This window comes from Microbacterium luticellae, assembly GCF_050408645.1.
Classification (GTDB): Bacteria; Actinomycetota; Actinomycetes; order Actinomycetales; family Microbacteriaceae; genus Microbacterium.
In genome coordinates this window covers 259,247-285,581 of the sequence record NZ_JBNTKE010000001.1, presented here as the reverse complement: position 1 = coordinate 285,581, position 26,335 = coordinate 259,247, and the positions used below count along the sequence as shown (strand labels likewise).

The following is a 26,335-nucleotide window of genomic DNA, read 5'->3' as shown; positions in this document are numbered from 1 at the left end:
GTTGTCCCTTCTCACAGCGATGAGTGGGCAACGATGCCACGGCGAACGCCGTCGAGCGCAGCGCGTGCGGTGCGGGCGAGCTCTGCATCGGGCGCCACAATCGACAACTGATCGAGCAGGTCAATGGTTTGTTTGGCCCATCGAACAAAGTCTCCGGCAGCCATGTCTGCTTCGAGCAGAACATGATGAAGTGACTGCCCCTTGGCCCAGTCGTACATAGCCGGTGAGAGTCCGCTCGCGAGCGGTTCTGAACCCGGAAGATGATGCATTTGTTCGAGGTCATCGAGTTCGGCCCACAGTGTACGCGTGCTGTCCATAGCGGTGCGGAGCCGCCGACCCTGCAGACCGTAATCATCGATGACCGCTTCGTCGCGTCGCGGCTCGTAGACGAGTGCACATGCCATGGCTGCCAGCCCAGGGGCATCAAGCCCCTTCCACAGGTTTCGCCGGAGTGCTTCAGCAACAAGCAGGTCACGCTCGCCGTAAATTCGCTGCATGGTCTTGCCTGCTTCGGTGAGTTGCGTATTACTTCCGGTGCCCGAAACATAGTCCACCGCCTGCAAGACATCGAGTACGCGGTCGAAACGTCGAGCAATGGTTCCTGTACGCGACTCGATTTGGCGGCGAAGCTTGTCGGTGTCGCGGTTGAGGGAAAAATATCGCTGTGCCCAGCGGGCGTGGTCTTCCCGGTCGGGACAGTTATGACATGAATGCCTTTGTAGACTGCGTCGCAGTTTTGCGATGCGCTCGGTCCTCTTGTCTCGCACCGCACGAGGAGCATTCACGTCGCGGCTGGCTTTTTTCTCCAGATCGCTCAGTTCGCGGCGAAGGCGCGCATAGTCAAAGAAATCGCCGCGCTCGCACTCCATGGCGCTGCGATAACCTGCCAGAGAATCTTCTGCATCGCGTACTTTGCGTGCCAGACCAACGACAGCACGGTCGGCTTGGAACTGTGCGAACGACGCCTCGAGAATATTACGCGCACGATCGCGCCCAAAACGGTCGACCAGGTTTACGGCCATGTTGTAGGTGGGGCGGAAGCTCGAGTTGAGCGGATAGGTGCGGCGCGATGCCAGGTTGGCTACTTCGTGCGGATCGAGTCCGTCATTCCACTGAATGACAGCGTGGCCCTCCACATCGATACCGCGTCGGCCGGCACGTCCGGTCAGCTGCGTGTACTCCCCCGGTGTGATGGCAACTCGTGCTTCTCCGTTAAACTTTTCTAGTTTCTCGAGCACCACAGTGCGCGCAGGCATATTGATGCCCAGCGCGAGTGTCTCCGTAGCAAAAACAACTTTTACTAGCTTGCGTTGGAAGAGCTCCTCAACAACCTCTTTGAACGCAGGAAGTAAACCGGCATGGTGTGCTGCGACGCCGCGCTCCAGATTATCGCGCCACTCCCAAAAGCCGAGCGCCGAGAGATCATCCTGTTCGAGTCGATCCAGGCGGCTGCGCACAATGCGGCGAATTGTGGCTCTTTCACTGTCATTGGTGAGCTGCACGCCACTACGACGCACCTGCTGAACCGCTGCATCGCACCCCATGCGACTGAAAATGAAAAAGATTGCCGGTAGCAGCTGGGTGTTTTCGAGAAGACGAACGATGTCGCCGCGATTAACCCGTTCCATGCGGGCTGCCGGTGCTCGCCCTACTCCCCTGCCGCCGGGGCGTCCGCGTCGCGAGGAGCCACGGTATCCGCCGCGATGCCGTGCACTGCTGCCACCGCTATTGCGCTGCGCCAGCCGCACGAGTTCTTTGTTCACCTTCTCGCGGCCTCTGCTGCCGGAGCGATCGTCGAACAGCGGCATGAGGTCGTGTTTCACAAGAACGTGCTGCTCGAGTGGTACCGGGCGAGTTTCTGACACAATCACCTGTGTATTGCCGCGCACGGTATCGAGCCAGTCACCGAACTCTTCAGCATTCGAGACGGTGGCACTTAAAGAAACGAGTCGGACTGATTCAGGAAGATGCAGAATTACTTCTTCCCATACCGGGCCACGAAATCGGTCGGCTAAATAGTGCACTTCGTCCATAACCACGAACTGCAGGTCGATGAGCGCCGTCGAGTTACCGTACAGCATGTTGCGCAGCACTTCGGTTGTCATCACGACAATTCGTGCTGAACCATTGACGTTGGTGTCGCCGGTGAGCAAGCCAACGTTCTCAGCGCCGTATACATCAACCAGTTCACGATACTTCTGGTTCGATAACGCCTTCATGGGTGTCGTGTAAAAAGCTTTACCGTTCTGGGTTTGCATCGCTAGGTAGATAGCGAACTCGCCGACAATAGTTTTGCCGGCCCCTGTGGGAGCCGCAACCAGCACGCTATCGCCGTCTTCGAGAGCATGACAGGCGGCGACCTGAAACGGGTCAAAATCAAAAGAATGACCACTCGCAAAAACCGTCGATACCGGATGCAAAGATGCGGCCTGTGCGGCAGCATAACGGTCAGCGGGTGAAGGCTCGATCATGGACTGAGTCCTGGAAACTCCTTCGCGGCTTTCTTTGCCTTTCTTCGGTCAAAGAGAAGGGCAACCCCCGCAGCAGCAAAGTAGAGAACCACCAAGATTCCACCGAGGAACAGCATACTTATGACGTCGGCGGCGGGCGTAGCCATGGCGGAGAAGAGAGTCGCGATCAAAATGGCTGCACGCCATCCCTTAATAATTGTCTTACCCGACATCACGCCGGCGAAGTTAAGGGCAACGAGAAATACGGGGAGCACGAAAGCTACCCCAATAACAATGAGCAGCTTAAAGACAAAATCGTAATACTCTTTGGCGCTATAAAGGTTCTTGGCGCCGTCTGGGGTGAAGCTCCACATCAGCTCAATGATGTGCGGCATGATTTGCAGACCCGTCCAGCATCCGGCAAAAAATAGCGGCACAGCAGCGGCTACAAAACCCAGAGTGTATTTGATCTCTTTACGGGTGAGACCGGGCATAATAAATGCCCAAATTTGCCACAGCCACACGGGTGCTGCCAGAAAGAGACCGATAGAAAACGACATGCGCAATCGCATATCGAACGCCGACGTTACCGTACCAAAGTTCAGCGCAGCGAAGTCGTCGCCGCGTTTTTCTGTGATGACGTCGATCGGAATCGTGATGTATCTAATGATGGGATCGGTAATGATAAATGCGATCACCATCGCTACGACCACCGCAATGGCCGAGATCACGAGTCGTTTACGAAGCTCAACCAGATGCGCGCCCAGCGTCATCCGGCGATCACGGCGCGGGCGGTTCTCGGCTTCCACCGAATCTACCGCTGCCACGGCGCTCAGTTCGTGTTATCGCTGTCGGACGAGGGCTTCTTTACCTCCGAAGCCGAATTTCCGACAACACCATCTTCGGCTGACTCTTTGTCAGCCCGGGCGGCATCTTCCTGCTTCATTGTGTTCATTTCATCCTTGAACACTCGAGCAGACTGTCCCATACTCTTTGCCAGTCCCGGGAGCTTTGCTGCGCCGAAGAGCAGAAGGATCACGGCAAGAATGACAATGAGGTGTACGCCTGTCAAACCAGCAAACACGTTTCTTCTCCTCACATCGACGAATGTCGTTTCATAGTCTAACTGATCGATGGCCGGGTATCTCGGAATACAGAGCAAGAGCGTCGCGCGCCCATTCATATGTTGCTCGACGAGCTTGCCCGGGGCTAAGCACTTCTGCTTCATCGCCCCAGCGCGAAACCCACCGTCGTACAGCCGATGGATCACTCAGCTGCATACTTACGATCACGTGGTCGCCGTCAGCTTGCTGGTCGACCATCGAGAATTGATCAGACATCAACACTGCCCAGGTGCGTGAAACACGGATATGCACGATCGAGCGCTCCACAGGCGCTTCTTCTGCATCAGATCCGGCTTGATGCGTCACCGGGATCGTCGTAACGCGTGCGTCAGTGACGCGATCCAGGTGGAATGTGCGCACCGCCTTGCGCAGATGGCACCACCCCTGCAAATACCATTGGCCGTCGTTAACAATGATCTGAAAGGGATCCACCGTTCGCGTCGATGCTGCAGCATCCGGTGCCTGATAGCGAAACGAGACCGCCACCCTATTCTCCAGGGCCGTACTGACAGTCGTATGAACATCGCTGACAGTTGTTGGCACAATAAGCACCTCTGCGGGAACCCCGGATGCGCCGCGAGCGAGCTTGCTCATGAGCCCAGCCACCAGTTGCGAATCAGCGATCTGCGGCAGAGCCGTTGTCATTTTGAGTCCGGCAAGCAGAGCCGCAGCTTCACGACTGGTAAGACGAGGAACACGATGCAGAGCCACATCATTAGTGATCTCGATAATGTCTTCGTTTTCGAGCAGGCTCCAGTTAATATCAAACAGTTCGTGTGGCTGCTGCCAGTGTCCACTTTCGCCGGGTAGCCCGATGAGAGTCAACATGTGAACCATCTGCCGCATCTGGGTCGGGGTGACGTCAAAATCAGCGGCAGCTTCACTCACACTCACCTCACCGCGTTCGAGAAGATATGGCACCAGCGTGAGGTAGACCCGCACGCGGTCTGCCGACAAAAGTGGCTTACGAATGCTACTCATGATCGTCTCTCTCATGGCGGAGCATGATGGTACGCAGGCGCAAAATAACTAATTCGCGCAGATCTTCGGGCTCGACAACGCGAACTTCCGGTCCGTACGAGGCAAGTTCGTCGGCAAAAATATTGCGGTCAACGTACCCGACGTAAATGCCCTGGAGTGCCGGCGTCGCCCTTCGGCCAAGACGCAACGATGCTTCGCTGCCCGGCGTTACCTCCAATAACGCGGTTTGGCGCTGGGCGAGTTCGGTGAGCCCCTGCAATGCTCGTTCTGCGGCACCCTCGTGGAGCGACCTGTCAAACGGACGCTGATCATCGACCTCGACATTCGACATGCGCGACAGCAGAAATGTGCGTTCGCCAGCGGCATCCGGATCATAGGCATGGAGATGCCAGCGGGCCTCGTAATCAACCAGCGCGAGTGGAAAAACTGTGCGAGTGGACGCCTGTGTTTCGCCCGGTTTTATATACGAGAAAGTGACCGCGGATGCACTGTCCATGGCGTCTTGCAGCGGTGTGAAAGCCTTCTCTCGAGCGGTGACGCGCGGTTGGAAGCCGATGATGGGCTCATCGATCTCCATCCCAAGAGTGCGAAGCTTTCGCATACCGGAGCGCGCCTGCTCCGACATTGATTCTTCTTCCCACACGCTGCCAGCGAGTCGGAGCAGCGCGAGTTCGGCAGCGGAGAACTCGATGTCATCGGGAAGGTCATATTCCGACCGCGGGATCCGGTAGCGAGCTTCACGAAGATCGGCGGGATCGGCAGGATTAGCCAGCGTTTCTAACGGAACGCCGAGCCCTCGAAGCTCATCCTTGTCGCGCTCGAACATGCGCTCGAGCGACGCAGCGGACACCCCTGTTTCATACCGCTGGCGATAGCCCGAGACGCTCTGAAAGATTTGTGCGCGCGTAAGCCCACCGTGTGTGGCCATCAACGCCACCACGAGGTTAGTGAGTCGCTCTTCTGGGGCAATCCTCGCGGCCATATATTGACCCTACTGAGTACCCGCCTCAAGACCGACGATGTCGATAACGAACACCAGAGTCGAGTTGGCAGGAATCGTCGCATTGTCATCAGAGCCGTAACCCAGCTCTGGCGGAACCACCACCATTACCTGCGAGCCGACTTTCTGCCCTACAAGCGCATCGGTAAAGCCTTGTATGGTCGAGCTCAAATCGAGAAGACGTGCGGGGCCGTCCCACGATGTGTCAAAGATTGAACCGTCGTCCCACAGCAAACCCGTGTAGTGCACGCGTACCGGGGTGTCGAGAGTGACCTCTTCACCTTCTCCTTGGATCAGCGTCTCGACGACAAGATCGGTGGGCGCATCGGCCGTGGGAATAGTGACGCCCGGACGACCGTCGGGCGCGCGGACGACAGAGGGTAGGCCGGTACCGGCATTAAAACGCAGACGACCTTCGGCGTGCGGGAGGAAAACTTTATTGACATCGATGACGGCAATGGCGCTTTCGTCGCTCATAAACCCGAGTCCGCCTGCAGCAGACTCGCCGAGGCCTTCGGGCGCAATAGCGGCGATAATTCGTGAGCCCTCGGTTGCACATTCGAGAGCTTCAGCGATGCCGGGAATCTGAGTACGCCATGAATCGAGGTTGCTCAAACGCGAGAGGTCGCCGTTGAATTCGGTAGCGACGACGCGTCGCGCATCCGAACCGCCGTACAACACCAGGTCGATGGAAAAAAGCTGGTTGTCGTCGGTGATGGCTGTTCCTTCGCCCGTGACGGCATCGCTCAGCTGTGTGGAAGAAACATGGATGGGAGAACCGAGATCGACTCGGGGCTCGGCACCCAATTTTCCTTCGGCATCAACGAGACTGCCGATCGTGTCGGAGGGGCGTTCGCACGCAACTCCATTAATAGAGGCAGCCGGTGCGCAGCCGACAAGGGCTGCGGCGGACAGGGACAGGGCGATGAGGGCAACAGGTGTCTTGCGCACGAAACATAGTCTATTCGTAAGTGCCCGGATGCTTCCTGTTTGCCGTGGCTGTTCGCGCAGCCTCGGCAGCTTTTTGCGCTTCGCGTACACGTTTGCGAAGGTTTTTATCGCTGATGTCGCGGTCCCCTACCGCGCCTGGGGTCCACAGCTCGATATCTTCGTTCGAAAATTCGGTCTTCTTTGTGGCCCGCCGCTTGACAGCTGGTGGCACGGTGCCGGGGGCTAGGCGGCGCGCAGAGATTAAGAATCCGGTGTGCGCAACCATGCGGTGGTCGGGTCGCACGGCCAGTCCTTCAACGTGCCAGCTGCGAACCATTGTTTCGCTGGCTTCAGGCTCGGTAAATTGCTCCGACAGTCGAATTCTTTCTGCAACCCGTGAAAGCTGCGTGGCGGTCGCGACATAACACACGAGTACGCCGCCGGGCGTGAGAGCTGTCGCAACCTCATCGATGCAGTCCCACGGTGCGAGCATGTCGAGCACGACGCGGTCAACGCTTCCGGCAGGACACTGTTCTGGAAGAGCCTGGGCAAGGTCACCGACGTGCACACGCCAGGTTGGCGGTAGTTCGCCAAAGAATGTTTCGACATTGGCTTGCGCGACTTCGGCGAACTCTTCCCGCCGCTCGAACGAGTGGAGCGTCCCCTCATGACCAATGGCACGCAAGAGTGTCAGTGACAGAGCGCCAGAGCCCACCCCTGCCTCAACCACCACGGCACCAGGAAATATGTCTGCCTCCATGATGATCTGCGCCGAGTCTTTGGGATAGATGATGGCGGCACCTCGCGGCATCGACATGGTGAAGTCGCGCAACAAGGGGCGCAGCGCCAGGTACTCAAAGTCGCCACTATTGGTGACCACAGAACCGTCGGGTAGGCCGATAATGTCGTCGTGGTACAGGGCACCATGATGCGTGTGTAGTTCTCCGCCTGCTATCAGCGAGACCGTGTGCAGACGCCCTTTGGGACCGGTGAGTTGCACGCGGTCGCCAGCGCAGAATAGGCCCTGCGGGCGCGACTTCACAGGTTCTCCTGTGCGCCGACCGCGGGCGAACGGTGCTCGGCAAACAGTTGTGCGATATCGGTGTGGTCTCTGCCATCGAGTGTGGGCCAGATTGCGTGGGCCCCTAGATCATCGAGACCCAGCAGGTTAGGAATTCCCAAAGCCACAGCACCGGATGCAACAGCCGAAGTCAGACCCGTTCGTGAGTCTTCGAGGGCAACGGTGTCTTCAATATTGACGGCGAGGCGTTCTGCGGCCTTCAGATACGGATCGGGGTGAGGCTTGGGCCTTTCTACGTCGTCGCCGCCGAGCACAAGATCGAAGCCTTCGAAGCCCAGGAGTTTAACGACGTCTTCGGCCATACGGCGCATCGACATCGTTACCAGCGCGGTCTTGTATCCCGCCTCGCGGAGCGAAAGAAGTAGCTCGCGAGCCCCGGGGCGAAAGGGAAGACCCCGAGACACAAGTTGTTCACGCACAGATTCGGTGAGGTGGTCAACAATTTCTGCAACACCCAGATCAACACCTGCTTCTTGCAGGATCACGGCGCTGTTTTCAAGTCCTTTGCCAATGAGTGCAAGGGCTTGATCATCGCTCCAGGTGCCACCATAAGACTCAACCAGTACGGTCTCGGCGTGCATCCAATAGGGTTCGGTATCGACAAGTGTGCCATCCATATCCCACAGGACGGCTTGCGGCTGAAAAGTCACAACTCCATGCTAGCTGGCACAGAGACGCTGCCACCTCTGCCTCATCGCGATAGCCTGGAATGATTCAGCGGTGCAGGGTGTACCGCGGAAAGGGTCTTCGTGCAGGCACTCGGCTCCCGCATTCTTGTCGTCGCTTTCGACGGCTGGAACGACGCCGGTGAGGCAGCAACGTCCGCCATCGACTTGATTAGGCACGACCACGAGTATGAGCGTGTTCATACTGTCGACCCTGAGTTGTACTTCGACTACCAGTACACTCGCCCGATGGTTTCGTGGGGTGCAGATGGCCAACGCACGCTGCGGTGGCCCGAGGCTGGTCTATGGCGACCATTGCAAAAATCAGAACTCAACGATGCCGATGTGCAGGTACCGGAGGCTTGGCTTCTGACGGGCTCGGAGCCCGCTCGGGCATGGCAGGCATTTACAGCAGAGTTTATGGATCTTGCTTTGCGTGACGATGTGACAGGCGTGGTCACGATCGGTGCAATGCTGTCGGATGTGCCGCATACTCGGCCTATCTCTATATTCGCCAGTAGCCAAAATGAACAGGTTCGTGAAGAGCTGGGGCTCGAGAAATCGCTCTACGAGGGGCCAGTGGGTATTCTCAGCGCCATCGAGCATGCTGCCGAGCAGGCAGGTCTGCCTACGGCCAGTCTCTGGGCCAGTGTTCCTCACTACGTGGCGTCAACGGCGCCCTCCCCGAAAGCAACGCTCGCGCTTCTTGACCGTTTTCACGAGATGTCAGGAATCGACGTTCCGCGAGAAAATCTTCGTACACAGGCAGCGACGTGGGAAGCATCAATTGATGCGGCTGCCGCGGAAGATGATGAAATGGCCGACTACATTCGCCACTTAGAGCGGGCGCGCGATACCTGGGATTCTCCAGAAGCATCCGGCGACGCCATTGCTCAGGCCTTTGAACGCTATCTGCGTCGTAACGACCCGAACTCTGGCGACCATAAGCGGTAGCTGACATCGCCAGCGTCGGCTAGGGCTGGACAACACCCATGTTCAGCAGAACGAGAAGCGTCGCACCCAGCAGAATCCGGTAAATAACAAACGGCAAGAAGCTGCGTTTTGAGATCCAGTTCATAAAGAACGCGATCACAGCCAGTGCTACCACGAACGCAATACCTGTCGCAGCAAGAGTTTCACCGGGTGAAAACACCTGAGGCTCACCCATGCTCTTAAACAGTTGGTAGAAGCCGCTGCCAAACACTGCAGGGATTGCGAGCAGGAACGCGTAGCGGGCCGCTGCAGCGCGTTCATACCCAAGAAAAAGCCCCATCGTGATCGTGCCGCCCGAGCGAGAGACACCAGGAATCAGCGCGAGTGCTTGAGCAAAGCCATACAGCACACCGTGCGGATATGTCAGGTTGTCGAGCCGACGCATTTTCGTACCGAACCAGTCGGCAATCCCGAGCAGAACACCGAAGGCGATCAGCATGATCGCAACGATCCACATCGATCGGAACACTGTTTCGATCTGGTCTTCAAAAAACAAGCCCAATACAACGATCGGCACGCTACCGAGAATAATCAGCCAGCCCATGCGCACGTCAGGGTCGTGGCGAAGCGATTTGTCGCCGAAAGACCGGAACCACTGCGTAATAATTCGCACAATGTCACGCCAAAAAAACACGACGACGGCCGCTTCTGTACCGATCTGCGTAATGGCAGTAAAAGCGGCTCCCGGGTCGGTCGCAGAGGGCAAGAAGGAGCCGAGAATACGCAGGTGGGCACTCGATGAAATCGGCAGAAACTCCGTGAGTCCTTGAACAATTCCAAGAATGAGCGCTTCGATCAGATGCATACGAAAACCTTCAACGGTCAGAACAGCGTGAGAGCCGGATCAGTAGGTGCGAAATAGATCGGCCAGAACCTGCTGACCAAAACGCAATGAGTCTACGGGAACACGTTCGTCGACGCCGTGAAACATCCCCGTGAAGTCTAAATCGGCGGGTAACTGCAGCGGTGCAAATCCATAGCCGGTAATTCCGAGAGACGCGAGCGACTTATTGTCTGTGCCCGCACCCAAAAGGTAGGGAATGACGGGAACACCAGGATCATGGCGGCCGAGGGCTGCGACCATAGCGTCAACCAGGTCGCCCCGGAACGGTGCCTCCATACCAATATCGCGAACCACTGTTTCTATCTCGATATCGGGTCCGGCAATTTCTCGAAGCTGCGCAAGAACATCATCTTCTGTACCCGGAATAACCCGCACATCAATGAGTGCTTCAGCATGCTCCGGGATGACATTGTGCTTATACCCGGCGTTCACGACAGTCGGGTTACTCGTCGTGCGCCACGTCGATCGCAGAAACGCCTCTGCAGGGCCTGTGGCGCCGGCAACAGCATCCGGATCATCACTGGAGAGCCCCGACAAAGTTGCAAGCCCATCGACAAGCTGCCGAGTGGTGTCGGTCATGTGAATCGGCCACTGCGTACTGCCGATGGCAGTAAGAGCTGTCGCCAGTTTTGTAATTGCGTTATCCGGATGCAGCCTGCTGCCATGGCCTGCACGCCCCTTGGCGACGAGCTTTAACCACAGAAGAGCTTTCTCTCCGACCTGCAGAAGATACGCGCGGCGCCCCGCAACATCAATAGAGTAACCGCCTACTTCGCTGATCGCCTCGGTGGCACCATCAAACCATTCGGGTCGATCGCGAACCACAAGCGCGGAGCCCTCTACTCCCCCGTTTTCTTCATCAGCAAAAAACGTCAAAATAAGATCGCGCTCGGGGTGCTCCCCCGCGCGGAGGAGATCGGCCACGGCAGTGAGAATCATGGCGTTCATGTTCTTCATATCCACCGCGCCGCGCCCCCACAGCATGCCATCACGAATCTCGCCAGCAAAGGGGTCAACCTGCCACTCCTCGGCCACCGCAGGAACGACGTCGAGGTGACCGTGCACAACGAGGGCCGGTTTGCTGCGATTACGGCCCGGCACCCGTGCCATCACGTTCGTGCGACGCGGAATAGGCTCGTAATACTGCGTCGTTAACCCCAGGCCCTGCATGTAGTCACCCACGTACTCGGCCGCTTCGCGTTCTCCCCGAGCGTTACCGCCACCAAAGTTTGTGGTGTCAATACGAATGAGATCAGCGGCAAGCTGAGCAACCTCAGGAACAGAAGCATCGTGCGCGGGCATAGCATCAGGCTAGCCGACGCGAGCGACGCGCCCGACAGCGCCGTCATGTTTCACCACGCACGCCAGACGTGCTAATGTCATTCTTCGGTTGGCAACAACCAATTCATCACCTGCGCGGGTGGCGGAATAGGTAGACGCGCTAGCTTGAGGTGCTAGTGCCCGCATAGGGCGTGGGGGTTCAAGTCCCCCCTCGCGCACTCAAAGAAATGACCCCTGACCTGGAACGTTATGTTCACGGACAGGGGTCATTTCTGCGTCTCGCGCCGATAGCTAAAACTTTGATTCGTAATCGGAACGTGCCGATCGATCAGTGTCACGCACCTGGTCAGGAACGAGTGCAGCAAATAGCCGGTCGCGTACAGGCAAAGGCAGGATGTTGATAAGCCGAGTAAGTGGGCCGACGTAACCAGGAAGCGTGACCTCGAATTTTCGTTTCCCCACGGTCTTGGCAACAACCTGCGCAACGTCCTCCGCGGTGAGTAATTTCGCGGAACCACTCGATGTTCCTGCTGCCAATTTCGTGTCCACCACGGTGGGCATAATGACCGAAATCGTGACGCCCGAGCCTTTCAACTCAGCACGCACCGCCTTAAGATATCCGAGCACACCATGTTTGGTTGCCGCATACGTGGCTTCGCCCGGAGTCGCTAATAGCGATGCTGCAGAAGCAATAGTGATTATTTGACCCCGACCGCGCTCTCGCATCGTTTGCGCACTGAGTTTGACTCCAAGAATCGCTCCCCGCAGGTTGACATTCAGCTGAAGGTGAAGAGCACTGTCGGGTTCTTCGTCAAACGACCCGACCCACATGACTCCGGCATTGTTGACGACGAGGTCAATCGCGCCAAGATCCTGCGTAGCACGGTCGAGAAACGATTGGAATGACTCAGGCTCGGAGACATCCAGGGGCAGACCGATCGCATTGCGCCCAATTTTTTCTGCTGCGACACGTGCGGCCTGCGCATCGAGGTCGCCGAGTGCCACAGAAAACCCGTGACGAGCCAGTTCTTGAGCGATAGCTAAGCCGATTCCCTGTGCAGCACCGGTGACAACGGCAACACGCTGAGCGTTGCTGTTTTTTACCATGACTACCCACCCTTCCGAATACGAGCTCGACGACGACCTCGCTGTAGTTCTCGCCCGATTTTCCATAAGAAATTGTCGAAGTCGACTTCCATTGTGTGCCGGGCTGATTGATAGAAGCGGCGCAAGTATCGGCGATGCTCCTGTGCCATTTCGTGTCGAATCACCTCGGCCTCAGGGAGCACATAATCGCCCCGCAGTAGAGCTGCAAGCAGTTTGCTCTGAGCTTCGGCCAGCGGCATAACCGCACCTACGGGCTGCAGAAGACCGATAAAAAACAGACCCTCATGTTCAGGGTGGATAGTGCGGTGCCAGAGCGGAAGATCGTTATTGGGAACAGTAAGAAAATCAGGATAAAAGAAGGGAAACGACACTCGATACCCCGTTGCCCACACGATGAGGTCAGCAGCTGTGCTCGTGCCATCGGTAAACACGACCCGATCGTTCTCGAGCCGCTCAATTCCGGGCCGAATAGTGATCGATTTTGTTTTGAGTCGTTCGCGAATCGTCTGCGATTGCACAGGGTGGGATTGTCCTGGAGCGTGCGACGGAACAGGAAGACCGTACGAGCGTAGACCGCCCGAAAGCAACGCTCCAATGCGTAACCGTATGCGAGTGGCAAACCATGGCATCCAACCGGGAAGTGCCAACTGATCAAACACCACAGGACCAATAAGTTTTTTCATGACCCACTGGCCACGACGTATCGATAGCGTTGCGCTGCGTGCGTGGTACGAGGCTTCAACGGCGATATCCATGGCCGAGTTGCCTGCACCGACAACCACCACATCCTGGCCCTCCAGTTGCCGCGCATGACGATACTCATGAGCATGCATCTGACGCCCAGCAAACGAGCCCGGATACACAGGATCTGGCCATGATGGATCCCAATGGTGGCCATTGGCGACAAAGACTGCGTCGTAGTGACGCACGGTGGGCGAAGTATCGGCCGAAAGGGAGCAAACCGTTACGTTTCATCCCCCGCCGGAGGCAGGCGCGACGTTTTCCACCCTGGTGTCAAACGTGATTTTATGGCGAAAGCCAAAGTAGTCAACGTAGCTCTCAAAATAACTGTGCACCTGACTATGCGATGCATAAGCCGGATAGTCGTGCGGCATCGGAAAATCGGAAAACGCCATCCTTGGGCAGGAAGTGTTTATCTGCAATGTTTCATAACAGGCAGACTGGCCGTTCGGATTGTCATATAACCAGTTACCGCCAATTCGTGTGCCCTGCTCAAAGCAGTCGAATGGCACACCAGCTACGTACAGCGTCTTCGCTACGGCCAGACCCGATGAACCTGCACCAATAATGCAGACCCGCGGAAGGCGCGGGTCTGCATCTATAGGCTCCGTTATTGGTTTTGCGCGATGACGCTCTCGCACCTTATAGACCATGTGATCATCTTTGTGCGTGCGCTTGAGCAGTACAAGAACTTTGTGCGAGAAAGCAACGTAACCGCCCTCTACCGAGGGCGGTCTTAGTGGTCACACTGCAGGCGTGTCCGTCTGCATTCGATCACGCACGTCCATCGCGTTCTTCGCCTGGCAGTGCTGTTCGAGCTGTCACATTCATCCGGTTCCACACATTGATCGCCGCGATAGCCATGAGTAGATCGATCGATTCCTGTTCTGAGAACGATTGTCGCAGTCGCTGCCACACATCGTCGCTCACCCCACCATCGCTCACTAGCGTTACTTGCTCAGTAAAAGCGAGGGCAGCCTGCTCCCGTTCAGAAAACAGGTCACCTGCCTCCTGCCACGCTGCAACAAGGTCAATGCGTCGCTGCGACGAACCTGCCTCACGTGCCTGAGCGACATGCATATCCAGACACCAAGCACAGTTGTTGATCTGTGACGCTCGAATATCGACAAGAGCGAGGAGCTCTTTATCGATACTGCTGGAATTCACGTATTTCTGCAGTGGGAACACGGCCTGGTAGGCCGCAGGGGCACTGGTTTGAATATTGATGCGTTGGTGATGCGTCACGTTAACCATCTCCTTGACAGGCGACGCACGAATGAAATTGGTGAACCGGTGTGCTTAGCGCCAGTAGTTGTTGGCTGTGGCAACAGTCTGAAAGTTCAGCGCCACAACCTGCGATGCTGCCGTAAGACTGTTGGCGTCTTCGGCATACTCAGGGCGCAGCCGGTGCAGAACCTCGGTATCGGGCTGCGTCGTTTTGACACCCATGCGCGACATTTTTACCGCGAGCTGGAAGCCATCTTCAGGAGTTTCGGTAATCAGTGAGGGCAGCCATGAATCGGCCATAACAACCTCCAGGTTGGTGTCAGTAATAAGGCAACTGCCGCTAGGTGCGGCCGGTTGTCATGCTACTCCTGCGCAACAGAGGAGGCTCGAGTTCTCCACATTCGCGTCGCTAAACACCAACATTGAAGACGAGCCCCAGAACATATGTCACAGCTGCTGCTCCAAAACCAATGACAAGTTGGCGAAGCGCCCGGCGCAGTGGCGGGCCGCCGGAGAGAATTCCCACAAGGGCGCCGGTAGTCATGAGGGCGATTCCTACGAGCACAAGTGCGGTAACAAGCGCCACGACACCGTCGAGCCCAAAGATCCACGGCAACACAGGAATAATCGCGCCCGACGAGAACAGCAAGAAACTAGAAATTGCTGCGCCCCAGTCGCTCCCAACCACCTCGGTCGTGCCGTGAGCAATGTGTACAGGGCCGGTAGCGGTAGCTTCGCTCCCCCGCCGCGCTGCCTCTACGACCCGTTGTGCACGGCGTAACGCTTCACTCTCATCAACACCGCGGGCCCGATAGACGAGCGCCAACTCATTGGCATCAATATCGAGGTCTCCGGCGGCAGCATCCGCGTCACCATTTGCTTCCGTCGCCGACAACAGTTCACGCTGCGATCGCACCGAAACAAACTCACCCGCCCCCATCGAAAGCGCCCCGGCCAACAGCCCCGCAATACCGCTAAATAGCACGAGGCTGGCGCTAACACCGGTCGCACCGATTCCCATAACGAGCGCCAGGTTGCTGACAAGCCCATCATTAGCGCCAAAGACCGCTGCCCGAAAAGAACCGGAGAGGCGTCGACGGCCGCGTGCTGCCAAGCCTCGCACAACCTCATGGTGCACCTTTTCGTCAGCACGCATAGCGGGTGTTGCGTATGCCTCGCGGTCGTAGGGCGACCGCGCCTCAGCACTCTGGGCCAGCGCAAGTACAAATATCGACCCGAACCGACCCGCCATCATGCTGAGGACCCGTGAACGCAGACCCGCACGGGGCAGCCGACGAGGTTCTTCACCCAAAAGATCAAGCCAGTGCTGTTCATGGCGTCGCTCGGCTTCGGCCAGAGAAAGCAGAATCTCGCGCTCTTCACCTGTTCGGCGTGCAGCTAATCGTTCATATACTTGCCCCTCGTGGCGTTCTTCCACGAGGTAACGGGCCCAACGGCGTCGATCGGCGTCAGTGGGCTGTGACATTGGTCCTCCTCAGGGCAGAACCCTTACGTTATCGGCGCAACATCACAGCGGTGCAGTCAAACTGACAGCATTTCGGGGCTCCGAAGCATTCTCCACAGTGACCACGTGCACTGCTAGGAATGCAAGCGACGCCGCAACCGATCGATGCGTGCCTGCAGCTGCGCCACCGTGGCCTGCGCCACGGCTGGGCCACCGCACAGTCGACGAAGCTCTGCGTGCACTGCGCCGTGGGGCTGGCCACTCTGTCGTGCATACAAGCCGACCAGACTGTTGAGCACCTGACGCTGCTCCTTGAGTGTTCGGTGCAGCGGCGCAGGAAGCGTCGTTGTGGGCGCACCGGTGGCTTGCTCTTTTGTTTCGCGGGCTTCGCGCAGTCGGCTCTGCCGTGCTTGCCTTTGCATCAACATCTCATGCACTGCTTCTGGTTCGAGAAGCCCGGGCAACCCGATGAATTCTTCTTCTTCAGGGGTTCCGGGCTCGGCCAGTTGACCAAACTCTCGACCGTCAAAAACAACGCGATCAAAGTGCGCCACAGAAGAAATAGCTTGATAGCTGAACTCTTCTGTCAGCGCATCGGATGCTTCTTCTTCACGCTGCGCGCTCTCGAGCAGTGAGTCGTCAAGGCCGTCATCGTCTTTGTCTCGCCGATCGAGAGCGTGATCACGCTGCTTCTCCATCTCATTAGCGAGCGTCATGAGCACCGGAACATGAGGGAGAAAAACACTCGCGGCTTCACCACGACGGCGCGCCCGCACAAATCGGCCGATGGCCTGCGCAAAAAACAGTGGCGTCGACGACGATGTTGCATAGACACCAACGGCCAGACGCGGTACGTCAACGCCTTCCGACACCATACGAACAGCAACCATCCACCGTGAAGTGTCGTCGTTAAACTTTTCGATGCGCGAAGAAGCCTCTGCTTCGTCGGAAAGCACCACTGTCGGCCGCTCGCCCGTGATCTCATGCAGCAGTGTGGCATAGGCACGCGCGTTGGTCTGATCGGTCGCGATCACCAGGCCACCGGCATCCGGAATATGCTGCCGAATTTCGGTGAGGCGACGATCCGCTGCCGACAGCACCGCGGGCATCCATTCGCCGCCGGGGTCAAGCGCCGTGCGCCATGCCTGCGATGTGACGTCTTTCGTGTTGTCTTGTCCGAGATGCGCTTCGAGTTCGTCGCCGGCGCTCGTGCGCCATGCCATTTTGCCCGCGTACATATGAAACAGCACAGGCCGTACAACCCCATCAGCAAGAGCACGGCCATAGCCATAGTTGTAGTCGGTGCGTGAAATACGCACGCCGGATTCGTCGGGATGATATTCAACGAACGGAATAGGCGCGTCGTCGGAGCGGAAGGGCGTACCCGACAGCAACAGGCGTCTCTTTGCCGAAGAGTATGCCTCGCGAATGGCATCGCCCCAGCTCAGGGCGTCGCCACCATGGTGCACCTCATCAAGAATGACGAGGGTGCGTCCGGATGCCGTGAGATCACGGTGCACCCAGGCTTTAGCCGCCACCTGTGCATACGTCACCACCGCACCGTGGTACTGCGATGACGGCGCGTAGTGACTATTACGAAAACGTGGATCGAGGCGAATGCTGACCCGCGCTGCTGCATCGGCCCACTGTGTCTTGAGGTGCTCGGTCGGAGCAACCACAATGATGCGGTCGATCTCTGCCATGCGCAAAAGTTCAACAGCGAGCGTGAGCGCGAAAGTTGTTTTACCGGCGCCAGGGGTCGCGGCGACAAGAAAGTCACGCTGGTCGGCCTGAAAGTAGGCGTCAAGAGCTTCGCGCTGCCAGGCTCGAAGCTTGTCGGCTGTGCCCCAGGGGGCGCGCTGCGGATAGGAGGGGGAAAGCATCGCCTCCACGATAGACGCTATCGGTGACACTGCTCATTCAACGACCCCGGGTAGGCTCGTAACCTGGTGAAGGAGAACCAATGAATGAGCACGATCGATCTCGCACACCGTACGTACCGAATGAAACGCAGCATCCGTGGCGCCGATTTGTTGCGCTGGGTGATTCTTTCACCGAGGGCATAGGCGACCCCGACCCCAACCATCCGGGTGTGCACCGCGGGTGGGCCGATCGTGTGGCCGAAGTGCTTGCGAGCCAGGTCGATGGTTTTGCCTATGCCAACCTTGCTGTTCGTGGCAAGCTGATCGCACAGATCGTGGCCGATCAGGTTGCCCCGGCGGTTGAACTCCGTCCCGACCTCATTTCTATCTGCGCGGGCGGTAACGATGTTATTCGTCCAGGAACCGACCCCGACGATATCGCCGGCCAATTGGAGGCAGCCGTCGTTGACCTTGCAGCGACCGGCGCAGCCATCATCGTTTTTACCGGAATCGACACGAACTTTACGCCCGTATTTCGACCATTCCGGGGCAAGGTTGCTATTTATAACGAGAATGTGCGAACCATCGCCGATAAATACGACTGCATCGTTGCCGACCAGTGGGCATTAAAAGCTGTGCAAGATGCCCGGTTCTTTGACGATGATCGGCTGCACTACAACGCACTGGGACACCACGAGATTGCGCGCATGGTTTTGCGTGCACTCAATGTTCCCAACGACTTGCTGCCCATGCAGCCCGATCCTTTGCCACAGCGATCGTGGCGAGAAGCCCGTGCCGAAGATCTATCGTGGGCACGAGAGCACCTGGTGCCCTGGGTTTTACGTCGGCTGCGTCATCAGTCGTCGGGCGACAATATTGTGCCCAAACGGCCCGAACCGTTACCCGTGTCGCTGCACGAGGCCCCGGATGCCGCGCAGCCCGGCGAGCACACGACGCCATAGCGTTTCATACGGCGTGCTACTCCCCTATTGCCCACAGTGTGATGGCGGCGGCCGTTGCAACGTTGAGCGAGTCAACTCCCGAAAACATGGGGATTGTCACGGTCGAGTCGGCCGCGGCGATAACGTCGGTATCGAGCCCCTCTCCTTCCGTTCCTAAGACCACAGCTACACGGTCGGGCCGGGAGCGACTGAAGACGCGCAGGTCTGAAGCATCCGGTGTGAGAGCAAGCGCAGCCACATGTATACCGTCCGCCTGCAACGCCGCGATGACGTCTTTGACTGGGCCTGAGCGGGTCCAGGGAATATTAAACACGGATCCCATGCTCACTTTGACGGCACGGCGGTACAGCGGGTCGGCACAGGTGTTCGTCACAATGACCGCATCGGCACCCAGGGCAGCAGCACCGCGAAAAGCACTGCCCACATTCGTGTGTTCAATGAGGCCGTCCAGCACGACGACGGTGCGTGCTCGTGCGCACAGTTCGGTAACGCTGGGCAGGGCGGGTCGGTGCATTGCGGCGAGAGCCCCTCGATGCACGGGAAACCCGGTCACGCCCTCGGCAACGTCATCCGAAACCAGATATACCGGCGCGGTGTTGTCGTTCAGTAGCGGTTGCAGCGCGCTCAGCCACCGCTGCTGAGTCATGATTGATCGCGGACGATGACCAGCGCGCAGCGCTCGTTCAATCACCTTGAGTGACTCTGCAATATAAAGACCCTCGCGCGGTTCATGTACGCGGCGAAGTGCTGTGTCGGTAAGTTTTCGATAGTCGTCAAGCCGCGAGTCTTCTGGATCGCTAATCACTACCGGATGCATCATCCCATCGTCTCACTCTTGGCGAGAGCGCTTCGTGCTGGCGGGCGAGTCTCAGCGAGTGTCGTTAGGGTTGAGTTTGTGACTCTTCTCACTCTTGTACGCCATGGCCAAACGGATTGGAATCTCGCCCGTCGCATTCAGGGCGCTACCGATATTCCGCTGAACGATACCGGACGCGATGACGCACGCCGAGCCGCGGCGGAGCTCAGTGGCGGCTACCATCACCGGGTGTGGGCGAGCCCACTATCGCGCGCTCATGAGACCGCGCAAATCATTGCGCAGTCTCTCGGGCTAGCAGAACCGGAACTTCATGCGGGGCTGCGTGAGCGCACCTTCGGCGAGGCAGAGGGTATTCCGGTCGAAGAATACATTGAGAAATACTCGACCTGGCACACGACGGTGCCCGGTTCAGAAACCTTCGATGAGGTCACCGATCGGGCACTTACCGCGCTAGAAGAGATTTCTCGTGAGTCTCGTCGCCGTGCCGCGCCGGTCGCCGAATCGCTCATTGTGGTTGCTCATGGCGGTGTGATTCGCGCGCTGCTCGAGCATGCCTCCGGCGGGAGTCTCCCCGCCGAAGGCCAGCGTATTCTCAATGGTTCTCTGCACCGGTTCGTGATGGATCCCGATGGGTTGCGTTGCATTCACTCCTACGACGCCCAGTCGGTAGACGCCTAGTACAGCATCGCCCGCGCGGGGTTTTCTAGCATTTGGGCAACCGCGAGCAAGAAAGAGGCTCCTTCTGATCCATCGACGAGGCGATGGTCGAACGACAAACTGAGTGTCATAACGTCGCGCAACGCAATTTCGCCACGGTATTCCCAGGGCTGTTTGCGTACCGCACCCACTCCCAGAATGCCGGATTGGCCGGGGGGAAGAATGGGGGTGCCGGTATCGACACCAAAAATACCGATGTTAGTGATCGAAAAATTACCCCCCTGCATGTCGGCGGGCGCGGTTTTTCCCTGGCGCGCTGTTGCGGCGAGCTGACGAATGGCGTCCGAGAGTTCGCGCAGGTTCATCGTCTCAGCGTTGCGAATAATGGGCACGACTAGGCCACGGTCGGTCGCGGCAGCGATTCCAAGATCAACAAAATGGTTCTCGACGATTTCGCCGGCTGTGTCATCCCAAAAACCATTCACACCCGGATGCTGCGGCAGAGCCAGACACACGGCCTTAGCCACGACCGCGAGCGGGCCGATGCGGTGCTCTCCCCACGCTTTGTCGGCACGGAGTGCCGCCACAAACTCCGACATAGCTGTGACGTCGACCGTATGAAACAGTGATGCGTGCGGGGCGGTAAACGCGCTGCGCACCATGGCGTCTGCCGTGTGTCGTCGCACGCCGCGGATGGGAACCCGTGTGGTTTTACGCTCACCAACTGTGCGCGTGTGTGGCTGTGCCGCTGACGGGGCTGAGGGGGTGGCGTTGGCGGCTGCCGCGCGTTCACCGATCTTTTTTCGGTACGCATCGACGTCTTCGCGGGCAATAACGCGGTCACCCACTTCAGCGGCAACCAGGGCGAGGTCGACCCCGTGGTCTTTGGCATATTTGCGCACGGGCGGTGTCGATCGGGGGCGGTCCGCAGGTAGTTCTTCCGGTTCGATACTCACCACTGCATCATGTGGTGCAGCCGTCAGCACGGGGTCGGCGGCGGGCTGAGCCGGAGCTGAGCGCTTTTGTCTCCTCGCCGGGCGTTTGCCAGACGTGGGTGCCGCGCCATAGCCCACCAGGTTCGGTTGCGCTTGTTCTTCACCGTCAGCCTGTCCATCGCTTGTGGTGTCGCTCGGGCTATCGGCTGCTGCATCCGGAACAATAAACTCGATGAGTGGAGCACCCACATCAACTGTTTGACCGGGTTCAGCGTGCAGTGCGTGCACGGAGCCTTCGTACGGTGAGGGCAGTTCGACGACCGCTTTTGCCGTCTCTACCTCGGCCAGTGTCTGGTTGAGAGCGACAGTATCGCCCGGCTTGACCATCCACTGCACGATCTCGGCTTCTGTCAAGCCTTCTCCGAGGTCGGGGAGTAAAAATTCTTTTTTCACTGGGCTTCCTCCATGACGCTGCCCGGCTGTTCTCGCACGCGGTCGACGGCGTCGAGAATGCGATCGAGGTCTGGAAGATGATATTTCTCGAGCTTTGCAGGCGGGTAGGGAATATCGTGTCCGGTGACACGCTGTGGTGCGGCTTCCAGGTAGAAGAAGCACTGCTCGGTAATGCTGGCAACAATTTCTGCGCCCAGACCTGCTTCACGCGATGCCTCATGAACCACGACGACGCGGCCAGTCTTTCGTACCGATGCGGCGACCGTGTCGTAGTCAACCGGTGAGAGCGATCGCAGGTCGATCACTTCGAGCGAGATTCCTTCATCGGCAGCGGCTTCGGCGGCGTCCATGGCCGTCTTCATCATTCCGCCATAGGCGACGACGGTGGCATCGGTGCCGGCGCGTGCGACAGTAGCAAGCCCCATAGGAACAGCATCGTCGAGAGGCGCATCAAGATCGACCTCGCCCTTGCTGTGATACAGCCGCTTGGGTTCGAGAAATACAACCGGGTCATCGCTGGCGATAGCTTGACGAAGCACCTGGTATGCGTCTTGTGGCTGAGAAACAGCAACTACACGCAGCCCCGCGGTGTGTGCGAAGTAGGCTTCGGGCGACTCTGAGTGGTGTTCGGCTGCCCCTACTCCCCCGGCCCATGGAATACGGATGGTGATGGGCATGCGCAGTTTTCCTTGCGTACGGTAGTGCAGCTTTGCCACCTGCGACACGATCTGGTCGAATGCCGGGTAGACGAATCCGTCGAACTGTATTTCAACAACGGGCCGGTACCCACGCATGGCAAGCCCCACTGCGGTGCCGACGATTCCCGACTCAGCAAGGGGGGTGTCGATAACCCGCTCCGCACCGAATTCGTCGAGCAGACCGTCGGTGATGCGGAACACTCCGCCCAGTTGGCCGATGTCTTCGCCCAGCAGAATCACGCGGCTATCGTCGGCCATGGCGCGGCGCAAACCGGCATTAATGGCTTTACCCATAGTAAGAGTGGTCATTTTAGGCCTCCTCAAACGATGCAAGATAGTCGGCAAACGCTGTGCGTTGCGCTTCCAATCCCGGATGCGGCGCCGAATACACGTTGTCAAAAACAGCGAGGGGTTCACGTGTCACCATCGACAGGCAGGCTTCGCGCATGGACCGCGCCATGTCGTCGGCTTCTTTCTGGATCGCGGCGCGGTGTTCGTCGGTGAGCGCATTCTTTGCTGCCAAATATGCTTCGACCCGAGTAAGGGGATCTCTTTGCCGCCAGAGTTCGAGTTCGTCGGCATCGCGATAGCGCTTGGGATCATCGGCGGTGGTGTGTGGGCCCATGCGATACGTGACGGCTTCAAGAAACACGGGTCCCTGACCGGTACGTGCGTGCTCAAGGGCCCACCGCATAGCCGCCAGTGACGCAAGAACATCGTTGCCGTCAAACCGCAGACTCGGAATACCGAAGCCGGGGGCTCGCCCCGCGAGCGGAAAACGAGACTGTACGGTTACAGGCTCAGAAATAGCCCAGTGGTTATTTTGACAAACAAAAACGACGGGTAGTTGAAAAGCAGAGGCAAAGATGAGGGCTTCGTTGACATCGCCCTGACTCGTCGCACCGTCACCAAAGTAGGTGACCGCGACTTCATCGGCACGCTCGTGCTTAATACCCATGGCGTAGCCGACCGCATGCAGGGTCTGAGCACCGATGATGATTTGTAGGGGGGCCATAGAGAGCGCCGCCGGATCAAAAGCAGCGCCTTCTTCGCCCCGCCACATGCGCACATAGTCGCCGGGTTGTGCTCCGCGAACGTAAACGAGTCCGGTTTCGCGGTAGCTCGGAAAAACGTAGTCTTTTGCGGCTAGTGCGCGGCCCGTCCCGATCTGAGTTGCTTCCTGACCTTCGCAGGGAGCCCACAGTCCCAGCTGGCCTTGACGTTGGAGTGCCACACCTTCTCTGTCAATGCGGCGTAATACGACCATGTCGCGGTAGAGACCGCGGAGCTTCTCGTCGTCGACGTCGCCAAGATGCGGGTCAAGAACTGGGTCGGGGTGACGGGTTCCTTCAGGGGTCAGTACCTGCAGGATCGTGTTAGGTTCGGCCCCGGTATCGAGGTGCCGGGTGATGCTGAGTGACATCGTCGTCCTCCTTCATCAAGCAGGCCCTTGTGGGGCCACACTGGAGTTCACGGCGTCTTCGCCGCTACTGTGATGCTACGTCGGGTTATCAGCTAGCCCAAGCATCCACGAATGCGGCGAGCATGTTGTCAATCTTTTGCCCCGATGCTGCTGCTAAAGTTGGGCATTATGCCAACCCTTGACCGGATTGACCTTGACCTCATCGATGCTCTTGCCGATGATCATCGCGCTACCGTGGTCGCTCTGGCCGAGAAGCTGGGGCTTTCACGCAACACGGTGCAGGCTCGACTGGCGCGTTTAGAGCAGACCGGCATTTTTTTATCGTTTGAGCGGTCACTTTCTCCTGCGGTGCTGGGTTTTCCTCTGCAGGCTTTCGTGAGTATCAGTGTGCGTCAGACTGATTTACCGCGCATTATCTCTGAACTGGCGCGTGTTCCCGAGATCGTTCAGGCGCATGGCCTGAGCGGCACGGTCGATATTTTGGCGCGCGTGGCGTGCCGTGATGCGCGGCACCTTTTTGACACGGATGCGCGCATTCTTTCGATCGATGGTGTTGAACGCACCGAGACCTCGCTCGCTATGGGCGAAGTTATTCCGTTCCGGACGGGTGGACTTGTGGGTCTTGCTCGTCGCGAGAACCTATAAAACGGTCGATAGCCGCTGCCGCTTCGGCCGGCGCCTCGTAATGGATGAGGTGGCCTACATGGGCTATCTCGATAAGTTCTGCCTGATCAAACATCTGTCGGAGTTCGCGCACAGCGTGGATGGGCGTAATATCATCGTTCTGCGCGGCAATGAGCAGAGTAGGAACAGCGATCGCACCGGCATATTCACGAACGTCGTGAGAGACACTGGCTATGAAGGCCTCATGAAGCACAGTGCGGTCAGCAAACAGTGAGAAATAACGATCGTGCTGCTCGTGAATGAAGCGACGCAGGCGACGGTTTTTTGTTTTTGCCATTGCGGTGCTCATGAGCCGCACGATGAGGGGGCTGCGAAGAAGCGCTGTCCCCCACTTTTCCGGTAGGCGGGCGCCGAGAGCGTAGTACAGCACCGCTGCTCGGGTGAGAATGCCGCGGGGCCCCTCTAATGCCGGGGCACCGATGGGGTTCACCAGAATAAGACTTGAGGTGGCAAGCCCGCCCGATAGCGCAGCCGAGGCAACGATGGAGCCAAAGGAATGCCCGAGTACGGATGCGCCAGGAGCTACTGCATGCGTGAATTCACTGAGCCACTGCGCATACGCATCTATCGTGTGCGGCGTGGCTCGCAGCGGCGGTGAGAGCCCAAATCCGGGGAGGTCGGGTGCAATGAACCTGACGTCTGGGGCATAAGCAATCACGGGCTCGAGCCCGTGATGATCTCCACGGAAGCCATGCACAACGACGATCGTGGTGAGGGCGTCGGCGGGGCCGTATTCCCAGTAGTGCGTCGTACCGGTGCTCAGCGATACCTGGTGCTGCTTGACGCTGGTGTCTGCTAAACGGGGTGCGTAGGGCGAGGTCACCCGTTGAGTCTACGGTGGGCCGAATCTGCAGTGTCACAGGTACGCCGTAGTCTCGATATATGACCACTTCTGCTTTGCGTGCGCTTCCTAGTTGGATGCGCACGGTCGGTGTTTTTGACCTCGAAACCACGGGTGTTCAGCCCTCGACAGACCGAATAGTCACGGCGTACGTGGGTGTACTCGACCATGAGGGGCGTCGGGTGTCTGCGCGGCACTGGCTGCTTGATCCGGGCATTGAGATTCCGGATGCAGCGGCTGCGGTCCACGGCATTACAACAGACCACGCGCGCAGCCATGGTGCTGCTGCTGCTGAGAGTGTGGCAGAGATCGTTGCGGCTCTCGCCGAACTTTTTGCCGCAGGCACACCGGTGGTTGCCTACAACGCACCGTTTGATTTCACCCTTCTTCACCATGAGGCTCTCCGTCACGGCCACACACCGCTCGATTCACCGGGACCGATTATCGATCCGCTCGTGGTTGATAAAGCATGCGATCAGTATCGGCGTGGTAAACGAACCCTCGCGCTGGTTGCCGAGCACTACGGTATCGAGCTCACGAACAGTCACGAAGCCTCGGCCGATGCTGAGGCAGCCGGCCGTGTTGCTCTGGCTCTAGCCCGGGCATTTCCCGAGCAGCATGATGGCGATGCGCACGCATTTCACCGCGCACAAATGGAGTGGGCACGCACGCAATCAGCGAGTCTGACCGACTACCTCATTCGTGTGGGCCGAATGGCTCCGGGTGAGAGCGTCAATGGAGCATGGCCCGCGCATGTATAAAATCCCGATGCGCATATAAAACATAGTGCGCATATAAAACATAAGGAGGGGCTCGCAGCTGCGAGCCCCTCCTTATATGGCGTGACTTACTTTCCGCCGAAGTTCTTGAAGCGCTGGTTGAACTTCTCGACACGACCGGCCGAGTCCATAATGCGCTGCTTGCCCGTGTAGAACGGGTGCGATGCCGACGAAATTTCTACGTCGATAACGGGGTATTCGACACCGTCGAGCTCAATCGTCTTGTCGCTTGAGACGGTTGAACGTGTCAGGAAGGTCTCGCCCGAACCGAGGTCGCGGAAAACAACGGCCTGGTAGTTGGGGTGAATGTCAGTCTTCATGCGAAATCCTTGCGA

The 26,335-nt window shown here is 58.1% G+C and carries 26 protein-coding genes, 1 tRNA gene and 1 pseudogene; 6 read left to right on the top strand and 22 right to left on the bottom strand.

The features are described 5' to 3' along the window. Nucleotides 1-11: 11 nt before the first annotated feature. From ACQUSW_RS01405 to ACQUSW_RS01370, 8 genes are read right to left on the bottom strand one after another with little or no spacing between them, the layout of a single operon-like run. Nucleotides 12-2,471 (bottom strand): DEAD/DEAH box helicase, encoded by a 2,460-nt coding sequence (locus ACQUSW_RS01405; RefSeq protein ID WP_428930500.1) that lies wholly within the window; start codon nucleotides 2,469-2,471, stop codon nucleotides 12-14. Beyond that, nucleotides 2,468-3,223, bottom strand: coding sequence for a twin-arginine translocase subunit TatC (tatC, locus tag ACQUSW_RS01400; protein WP_428931250.1), 756 nt, complete (start codon nucleotides 3,221-3,223; stop codon nucleotides 2,468-2,470). The genes ACQUSW_RS01405 and tatC overlap by 4 nt, the downstream gene beginning before the upstream one ends. 59 nt (nucleotides 3,224-3,282) lie before the next feature. Next, the gene (gene tatA / locus ACQUSW_RS01395) at nucleotides 3,283-3,534 is read right to left on the bottom strand and encodes a twin-arginine translocase TatA/TatE family subunit (protein ID WP_428930499.1); all 252 of its coding nucleotides are present in this window, start codon (nucleotides 3,532-3,534) and stop codon (nucleotides 3,283-3,285) included. A 31-nt stretch (nucleotides 3,535-3,565) separates the two neighbouring features. Then, nucleotides 3,566-4,555, bottom strand: coding sequence for a helix-turn-helix transcriptional regulator (locus ACQUSW_RS01390; protein WP_428930498.1), 990 nt, complete (start codon nucleotides 4,553-4,555; stop codon nucleotides 3,566-3,568). Then, complete coding sequence (locus ACQUSW_RS01385) at nucleotides 4,548-5,537, bottom strand: helix-turn-helix transcriptional regulator (protein ID WP_428930497.1); 990 nt, start codon at nucleotides 5,535-5,537, stop codon at nucleotides 4,548-4,550. Before ACQUSW_RS01385 ends, ACQUSW_RS01390 begins: the two co-directional genes overlap by 8 nt. Before the next feature lie 9 nt (nucleotides 5,538-5,546). Beyond that, nucleotides 5,547-6,506 carry an FKBP-type peptidyl-prolyl cis-trans isomerase gene (locus ACQUSW_RS01380; protein WP_428930496.1) on the bottom strand — a complete coding sequence of 320 codons (960 nt, stop codon included), beginning with the start codon at nucleotides 6,504-6,506 and terminating at the stop codon, nucleotides 5,547-5,549. A 10-nt stretch (nucleotides 6,507-6,516) separates the two neighbouring features. After that, the gene (locus tag ACQUSW_RS01375; protein ID WP_428930495.1) at nucleotides 6,517-7,527 is read right to left on the bottom strand and encodes a tRNA (adenine-N1)-methyltransferase; all 1,011 of its coding nucleotides are present in this window, start codon (nucleotides 7,525-7,527) and stop codon (nucleotides 6,517-6,519) included. Next, nucleotides 7,524-8,216 carry an HAD family hydrolase gene (locus ACQUSW_RS01370; protein ID WP_428930494.1) on the bottom strand — a complete coding sequence of 231 codons (693 nt, stop codon included), beginning with the start codon at nucleotides 8,214-8,216 and terminating at the stop codon, nucleotides 7,524-7,526. Before ACQUSW_RS01370 ends, ACQUSW_RS01375 begins: the two co-directional genes overlap by 4 nt. 99 nt (nucleotides 8,217-8,315) lie before the next feature. Between ACQUSW_RS01370 and ACQUSW_RS01365 the strand changes: the two genes are divergently transcribed. Beyond that, nucleotides 8,316-9,185, top strand: coding sequence for a PAC2 family protein (locus ACQUSW_RS01365; RefSeq protein ID WP_428930493.1), 870 nt, complete (start codon nucleotides 8,316-8,318; stop codon nucleotides 9,183-9,185). 19 nt (nucleotides 9,186-9,204) lie between these two features. Here ACQUSW_RS01365 and ACQUSW_RS01360 read toward each other — a convergent pair whose 3' ends face one another. Together ACQUSW_RS01360 and ACQUSW_RS01355 are read right to left on the bottom strand one after the other, a co-directional pair. After that, nucleotides 9,205-10,029 (bottom strand): undecaprenyl-diphosphate phosphatase, encoded by an 825-nt coding sequence (locus ACQUSW_RS01360; protein ID WP_428930492.1) that lies wholly within the window; start codon nucleotides 10,027-10,029, stop codon nucleotides 9,205-9,207. 39 nt (nucleotides 10,030-10,068) lie between these two features. Then, nucleotides 10,069-11,370 (bottom strand): M20/M25/M40 family metallo-hydrolase, encoded by a 1,302-nt coding sequence (locus tag ACQUSW_RS01355; protein WP_428930491.1) that lies wholly within the window; start codon nucleotides 11,368-11,370, stop codon nucleotides 10,069-10,071. A 112-nt stretch (nucleotides 11,371-11,482) separates the two neighbouring features. Here ACQUSW_RS01355 and ACQUSW_RS01350 point away from each other — a divergent pair. After that, a tRNA-Leu gene (locus tag ACQUSW_RS01350) sits at nucleotides 11,483-11,567 on the top strand. 73 nt (nucleotides 11,568-11,640) lie between these two features. Here ACQUSW_RS01350 and ACQUSW_RS01345 read toward each other — a convergent pair. The 6 genes and pseudogenes from ACQUSW_RS01345 to ACQUSW_RS01320 form a co-directional block, all read right to left on the bottom strand. Further along, a complete protein-coding gene (locus ACQUSW_RS01345) occupies nucleotides 11,641-12,456 on the bottom strand; it encodes an SDR family oxidoreductase (protein ID WP_428930490.1) in 816 nt (271 codons plus the stop codon). Nucleotides 12,457-12,458: 2 nt separating this feature from the next. Beyond that, a pseudogene (locus ACQUSW_RS01340) lies at nucleotides 12,459-13,850 on the bottom strand (flavin-containing monooxygenase). 121 nt (nucleotides 13,851-13,971) lie between these two features. Then, nucleotides 13,972-14,442: a carboxymuconolactone decarboxylase family protein gene (locus tag ACQUSW_RS01335; RefSeq protein WP_428930489.1), complete on the bottom strand. Its 471-nt coding sequence runs from the start codon at nucleotides 14,440-14,442 to the stop codon at nucleotides 13,972-13,974. A gap of 54 nt (nucleotides 14,443-14,496) precedes the next feature. Continuing rightward, the gene (locus ACQUSW_RS01330; protein WP_428930488.1) at nucleotides 14,497-14,724 is read right to left on the bottom strand and encodes a hexameric tyrosine-coordinated heme protein; all 228 of its coding nucleotides are present in this window, start codon (nucleotides 14,722-14,724) and stop codon (nucleotides 14,497-14,499) included. A gap of 109 nt (nucleotides 14,725-14,833) precedes the next feature. Then, nucleotides 14,834-15,910: a VIT1/CCC1 transporter family protein gene (locus ACQUSW_RS01325; RefSeq protein WP_428930487.1), complete on the bottom strand. Its 1,077-nt coding sequence runs from the start codon at nucleotides 15,908-15,910 to the stop codon at nucleotides 14,834-14,836. 113 nt (nucleotides 15,911-16,023) lie between these two features. Then, on the bottom strand, nucleotides 16,024-17,772 hold the full coding sequence (locus ACQUSW_RS01320) for a DEAD/DEAH box helicase (RefSeq protein WP_428930486.1): 1,749 nt from the start codon (nucleotides 17,770-17,772) through the stop codon (nucleotides 16,024-16,026). 80 nt (nucleotides 17,773-17,852) lie between these two features. On the opposite strand from ACQUSW_RS01320, the gene ACQUSW_RS01315 reads away from it, so the two are divergent. Then, entirely contained in the window at nucleotides 17,853-18,713 is an 861-nt protein-coding gene (locus ACQUSW_RS01315; RefSeq protein WP_428930485.1) for an SGNH/GDSL hydrolase family protein, read from the top strand. A gap of 16 nt (nucleotides 18,714-18,729) precedes the next feature. Here ACQUSW_RS01315 and ACQUSW_RS01310 read toward each other — a convergent pair whose 3' ends face one another. After that, a complete protein-coding gene (locus ACQUSW_RS01310) occupies nucleotides 18,730-19,530 on the bottom strand; it encodes a TrmH family RNA methyltransferase (RefSeq protein ID WP_428931249.1) in 801 nt (266 codons plus the stop codon). A 78-nt stretch (nucleotides 19,531-19,608) separates the two neighbouring features. Here ACQUSW_RS01310 and ACQUSW_RS01305 point away from each other — a divergent pair, with 78 nt between their 5' ends. Further along, nucleotides 19,609-20,208 carry a histidine phosphatase family protein gene (locus tag ACQUSW_RS01305; protein ID WP_428930484.1) on the top strand — a complete coding sequence of 200 codons (600 nt, stop codon included), beginning with the start codon at nucleotides 19,609-19,611 and terminating at the stop codon, nucleotides 20,206-20,208. Here the strand turns inward: ACQUSW_RS01305 and ACQUSW_RS01300 are convergent. From ACQUSW_RS01300 to pdhA, 3 genes are read right to left on the bottom strand one after another with little or no spacing between them, the layout of a single operon-like run. Beyond that, the gene (locus ACQUSW_RS01300; protein ID WP_428930483.1) at nucleotides 20,205-21,575 is read right to left on the bottom strand and encodes a dihydrolipoamide acetyltransferase family protein; all 1,371 of its coding nucleotides are present in this window, start codon (nucleotides 21,573-21,575) and stop codon (nucleotides 20,205-20,207) included. The genes ACQUSW_RS01305 and ACQUSW_RS01300 overlap by 4 nt on opposite strands. Further along, nucleotides 21,572-22,582, bottom strand: coding sequence for an alpha-ketoacid dehydrogenase subunit beta (locus tag ACQUSW_RS01295; RefSeq protein WP_428930482.1), 1,011 nt, complete (start codon nucleotides 22,580-22,582; stop codon nucleotides 21,572-21,574). Before ACQUSW_RS01295 ends, ACQUSW_RS01300 begins: the two co-directional genes overlap by 4 nt. A 1-nt stretch (nucleotide 22,583) precedes the next feature. Further along, the gene (gene pdhA / locus ACQUSW_RS01290; protein ID WP_428930481.1) at nucleotides 22,584-23,696 is read right to left on the bottom strand and encodes a pyruvate dehydrogenase (acetyl-transferring) E1 component subunit alpha; all 1,113 of its coding nucleotides are present in this window, start codon (nucleotides 23,694-23,696) and stop codon (nucleotides 22,584-22,586) included. Nucleotides 23,697-23,864: 168 nt separating this feature from the next. On the opposite strand from pdhA, the gene ACQUSW_RS01285 reads away from it, so the two are divergent. After that, the gene (locus ACQUSW_RS01285) at nucleotides 23,865-24,341 is read left to right on the top strand and encodes an Lrp/AsnC family transcriptional regulator (RefSeq protein WP_428931248.1); all 477 of its coding nucleotides are present in this window, start codon (nucleotides 23,865-23,867) and stop codon (nucleotides 24,339-24,341) included. Here ACQUSW_RS01285 and ACQUSW_RS01280 read toward each other — a convergent pair. Beyond that, complete coding sequence (locus ACQUSW_RS01280; RefSeq protein ID WP_428930480.1) at nucleotides 24,286-25,203, bottom strand: alpha/beta fold hydrolase; 918 nt, start codon at nucleotides 25,201-25,203, stop codon at nucleotides 24,286-24,288. The two genes, ACQUSW_RS01285 and ACQUSW_RS01280, sit on opposite strands and share 56 nt — an antisense overlap. 59 nt (nucleotides 25,204-25,262) lie before the next feature. Here ACQUSW_RS01280 and ACQUSW_RS01275 point away from each other — a divergent pair, with 59 nt between their 5' ends. Then, nucleotides 25,263-25,982: an exonuclease domain-containing protein gene (locus ACQUSW_RS01275; RefSeq protein WP_428930479.1), complete on the top strand. Its 720-nt coding sequence runs from the start codon at nucleotides 25,263-25,265 to the stop codon at nucleotides 25,980-25,982. 86 nt (nucleotides 25,983-26,068) lie between these two features. Here ACQUSW_RS01275 and ACQUSW_RS01270 read toward each other — a convergent pair whose 3' ends face one another. Further along, the gene (locus tag ACQUSW_RS01270; protein WP_428930478.1) at nucleotides 26,069-26,320 is read right to left on the bottom strand and encodes a type B 50S ribosomal protein L31; all 252 of its coding nucleotides are present in this window, start codon (nucleotides 26,318-26,320) and stop codon (nucleotides 26,069-26,071) included. Nucleotides 26,321-26,335: the final 15 nt, after the last annotated feature.

What these genes read in the sequence shown, in the direction of transcription:
- ACQUSW_RS01405 (WP_428930500.1), bottom strand. Translation starts at nt 2,471, where the DNA reads ATGATCGAGCCTTCACCCGCTGACCGTTATGCTGCCGCACAGGCCGCA.
- tatC (WP_428931250.1), bottom strand. Translation starts at nt 3,223, where the DNA reads ATGACGCTGGGCGCGCATCTGGTTGAGCTTCGTAAACGACTCGTGATC.
- ACQUSW_RS01390 (WP_428930498.1), bottom strand. Translation starts at nt 4,555, where the DNA reads ATGAGTAGCATTCGTAAGCCACTTTTGTCGGCAGACCGCGTGCGGGTC.
- ACQUSW_RS01385 (WP_428930497.1), bottom strand. Translation starts at nt 5,537, where the DNA reads ATGGCCGCGAGGATTGCCCCAGAAGAGCGACTCACTAACCTCGTGGTG.
- ACQUSW_RS01360 (WP_428930492.1), bottom strand. Translation starts at nt 10,029, where the DNA reads ATGCATCTGATCGAAGCGCTCATTCTTGGAATTGTTCAAGGACTCACG.
- ACQUSW_RS01355 (WP_428930491.1), bottom strand. Translation starts at nt 11,370, where the DNA reads ATGCCCGCGCACGATGCTTCTGTTCCTGAGGTTGCTCAGCTTGCCGCT.
- ACQUSW_RS01345 (WP_428930490.1), bottom strand. Translation starts at nt 12,456, where the DNA reads ATGGTAAAAAACAGCAACGCTCAGCGTGTTGCCGTTGTCACCGGTGCT.
- ACQUSW_RS01330 (WP_428930488.1), bottom strand. Translation starts at nt 14,724, where the DNA reads ATGGCCGATTCATGGCTGCCCTCACTGATTACCGAAACTCCTGAAGAT.
- ACQUSW_RS01325 (WP_428930487.1), bottom strand. Translation starts at nt 15,910, where the DNA reads ATGTCACAGCCCACTGACGCCGATCGACGCCGTTGGGCCCGTTACCTC.
- ACQUSW_RS01320 (WP_428930486.1), bottom strand. Translation starts at nt 17,772, where the DNA reads ATGCTTTCCCCCTCCTATCCGCAGCGCGCCCCCTGGGGCACAGCCGAC.
- ACQUSW_RS01315 (WP_428930485.1), top strand. Translation starts at nt 17,853, where the DNA reads ATGAATGAGCACGATCGATCTCGCACACCGTACGTACCGAATGAAACG.
- ACQUSW_RS01310 (WP_428931249.1), bottom strand. Translation starts at nt 19,530, where the DNA reads ATGCATCCGGTAGTGATTAGCGATCCAGAAGACTCGCGGCTTGACGAC.
- ACQUSW_RS01295 (WP_428930482.1), bottom strand. Translation starts at nt 22,582, where the DNA reads ATGACCACTCTTACTATGGGTAAAGCCATTAATGCCGGTTTGCGCCGC.
- pdhA (WP_428930481.1), bottom strand. Translation starts at nt 23,696, where the DNA reads ATGTCACTCAGCATCACCCGGCACCTCGATACCGGGGCCGAACCTAAC.
- ACQUSW_RS01285 (WP_428931248.1), top strand. Translation starts at nt 23,865, where the DNA reads ATGCCAACCCTTGACCGGATTGACCTTGACCTCATCGATGCTCTTGCC.
- ACQUSW_RS01275 (WP_428930479.1), top strand. Translation starts at nt 25,263, where the DNA reads ATGACCACTTCTGCTTTGCGTGCGCTTCCTAGTTGGATGCGCACGGTC.
- ACQUSW_RS01270 (WP_428930478.1), bottom strand. Translation starts at nt 26,320, where the DNA reads ATGAAGACTGACATTCACCCCAACTACCAGGCCGTTGTTTTCCGCGAC.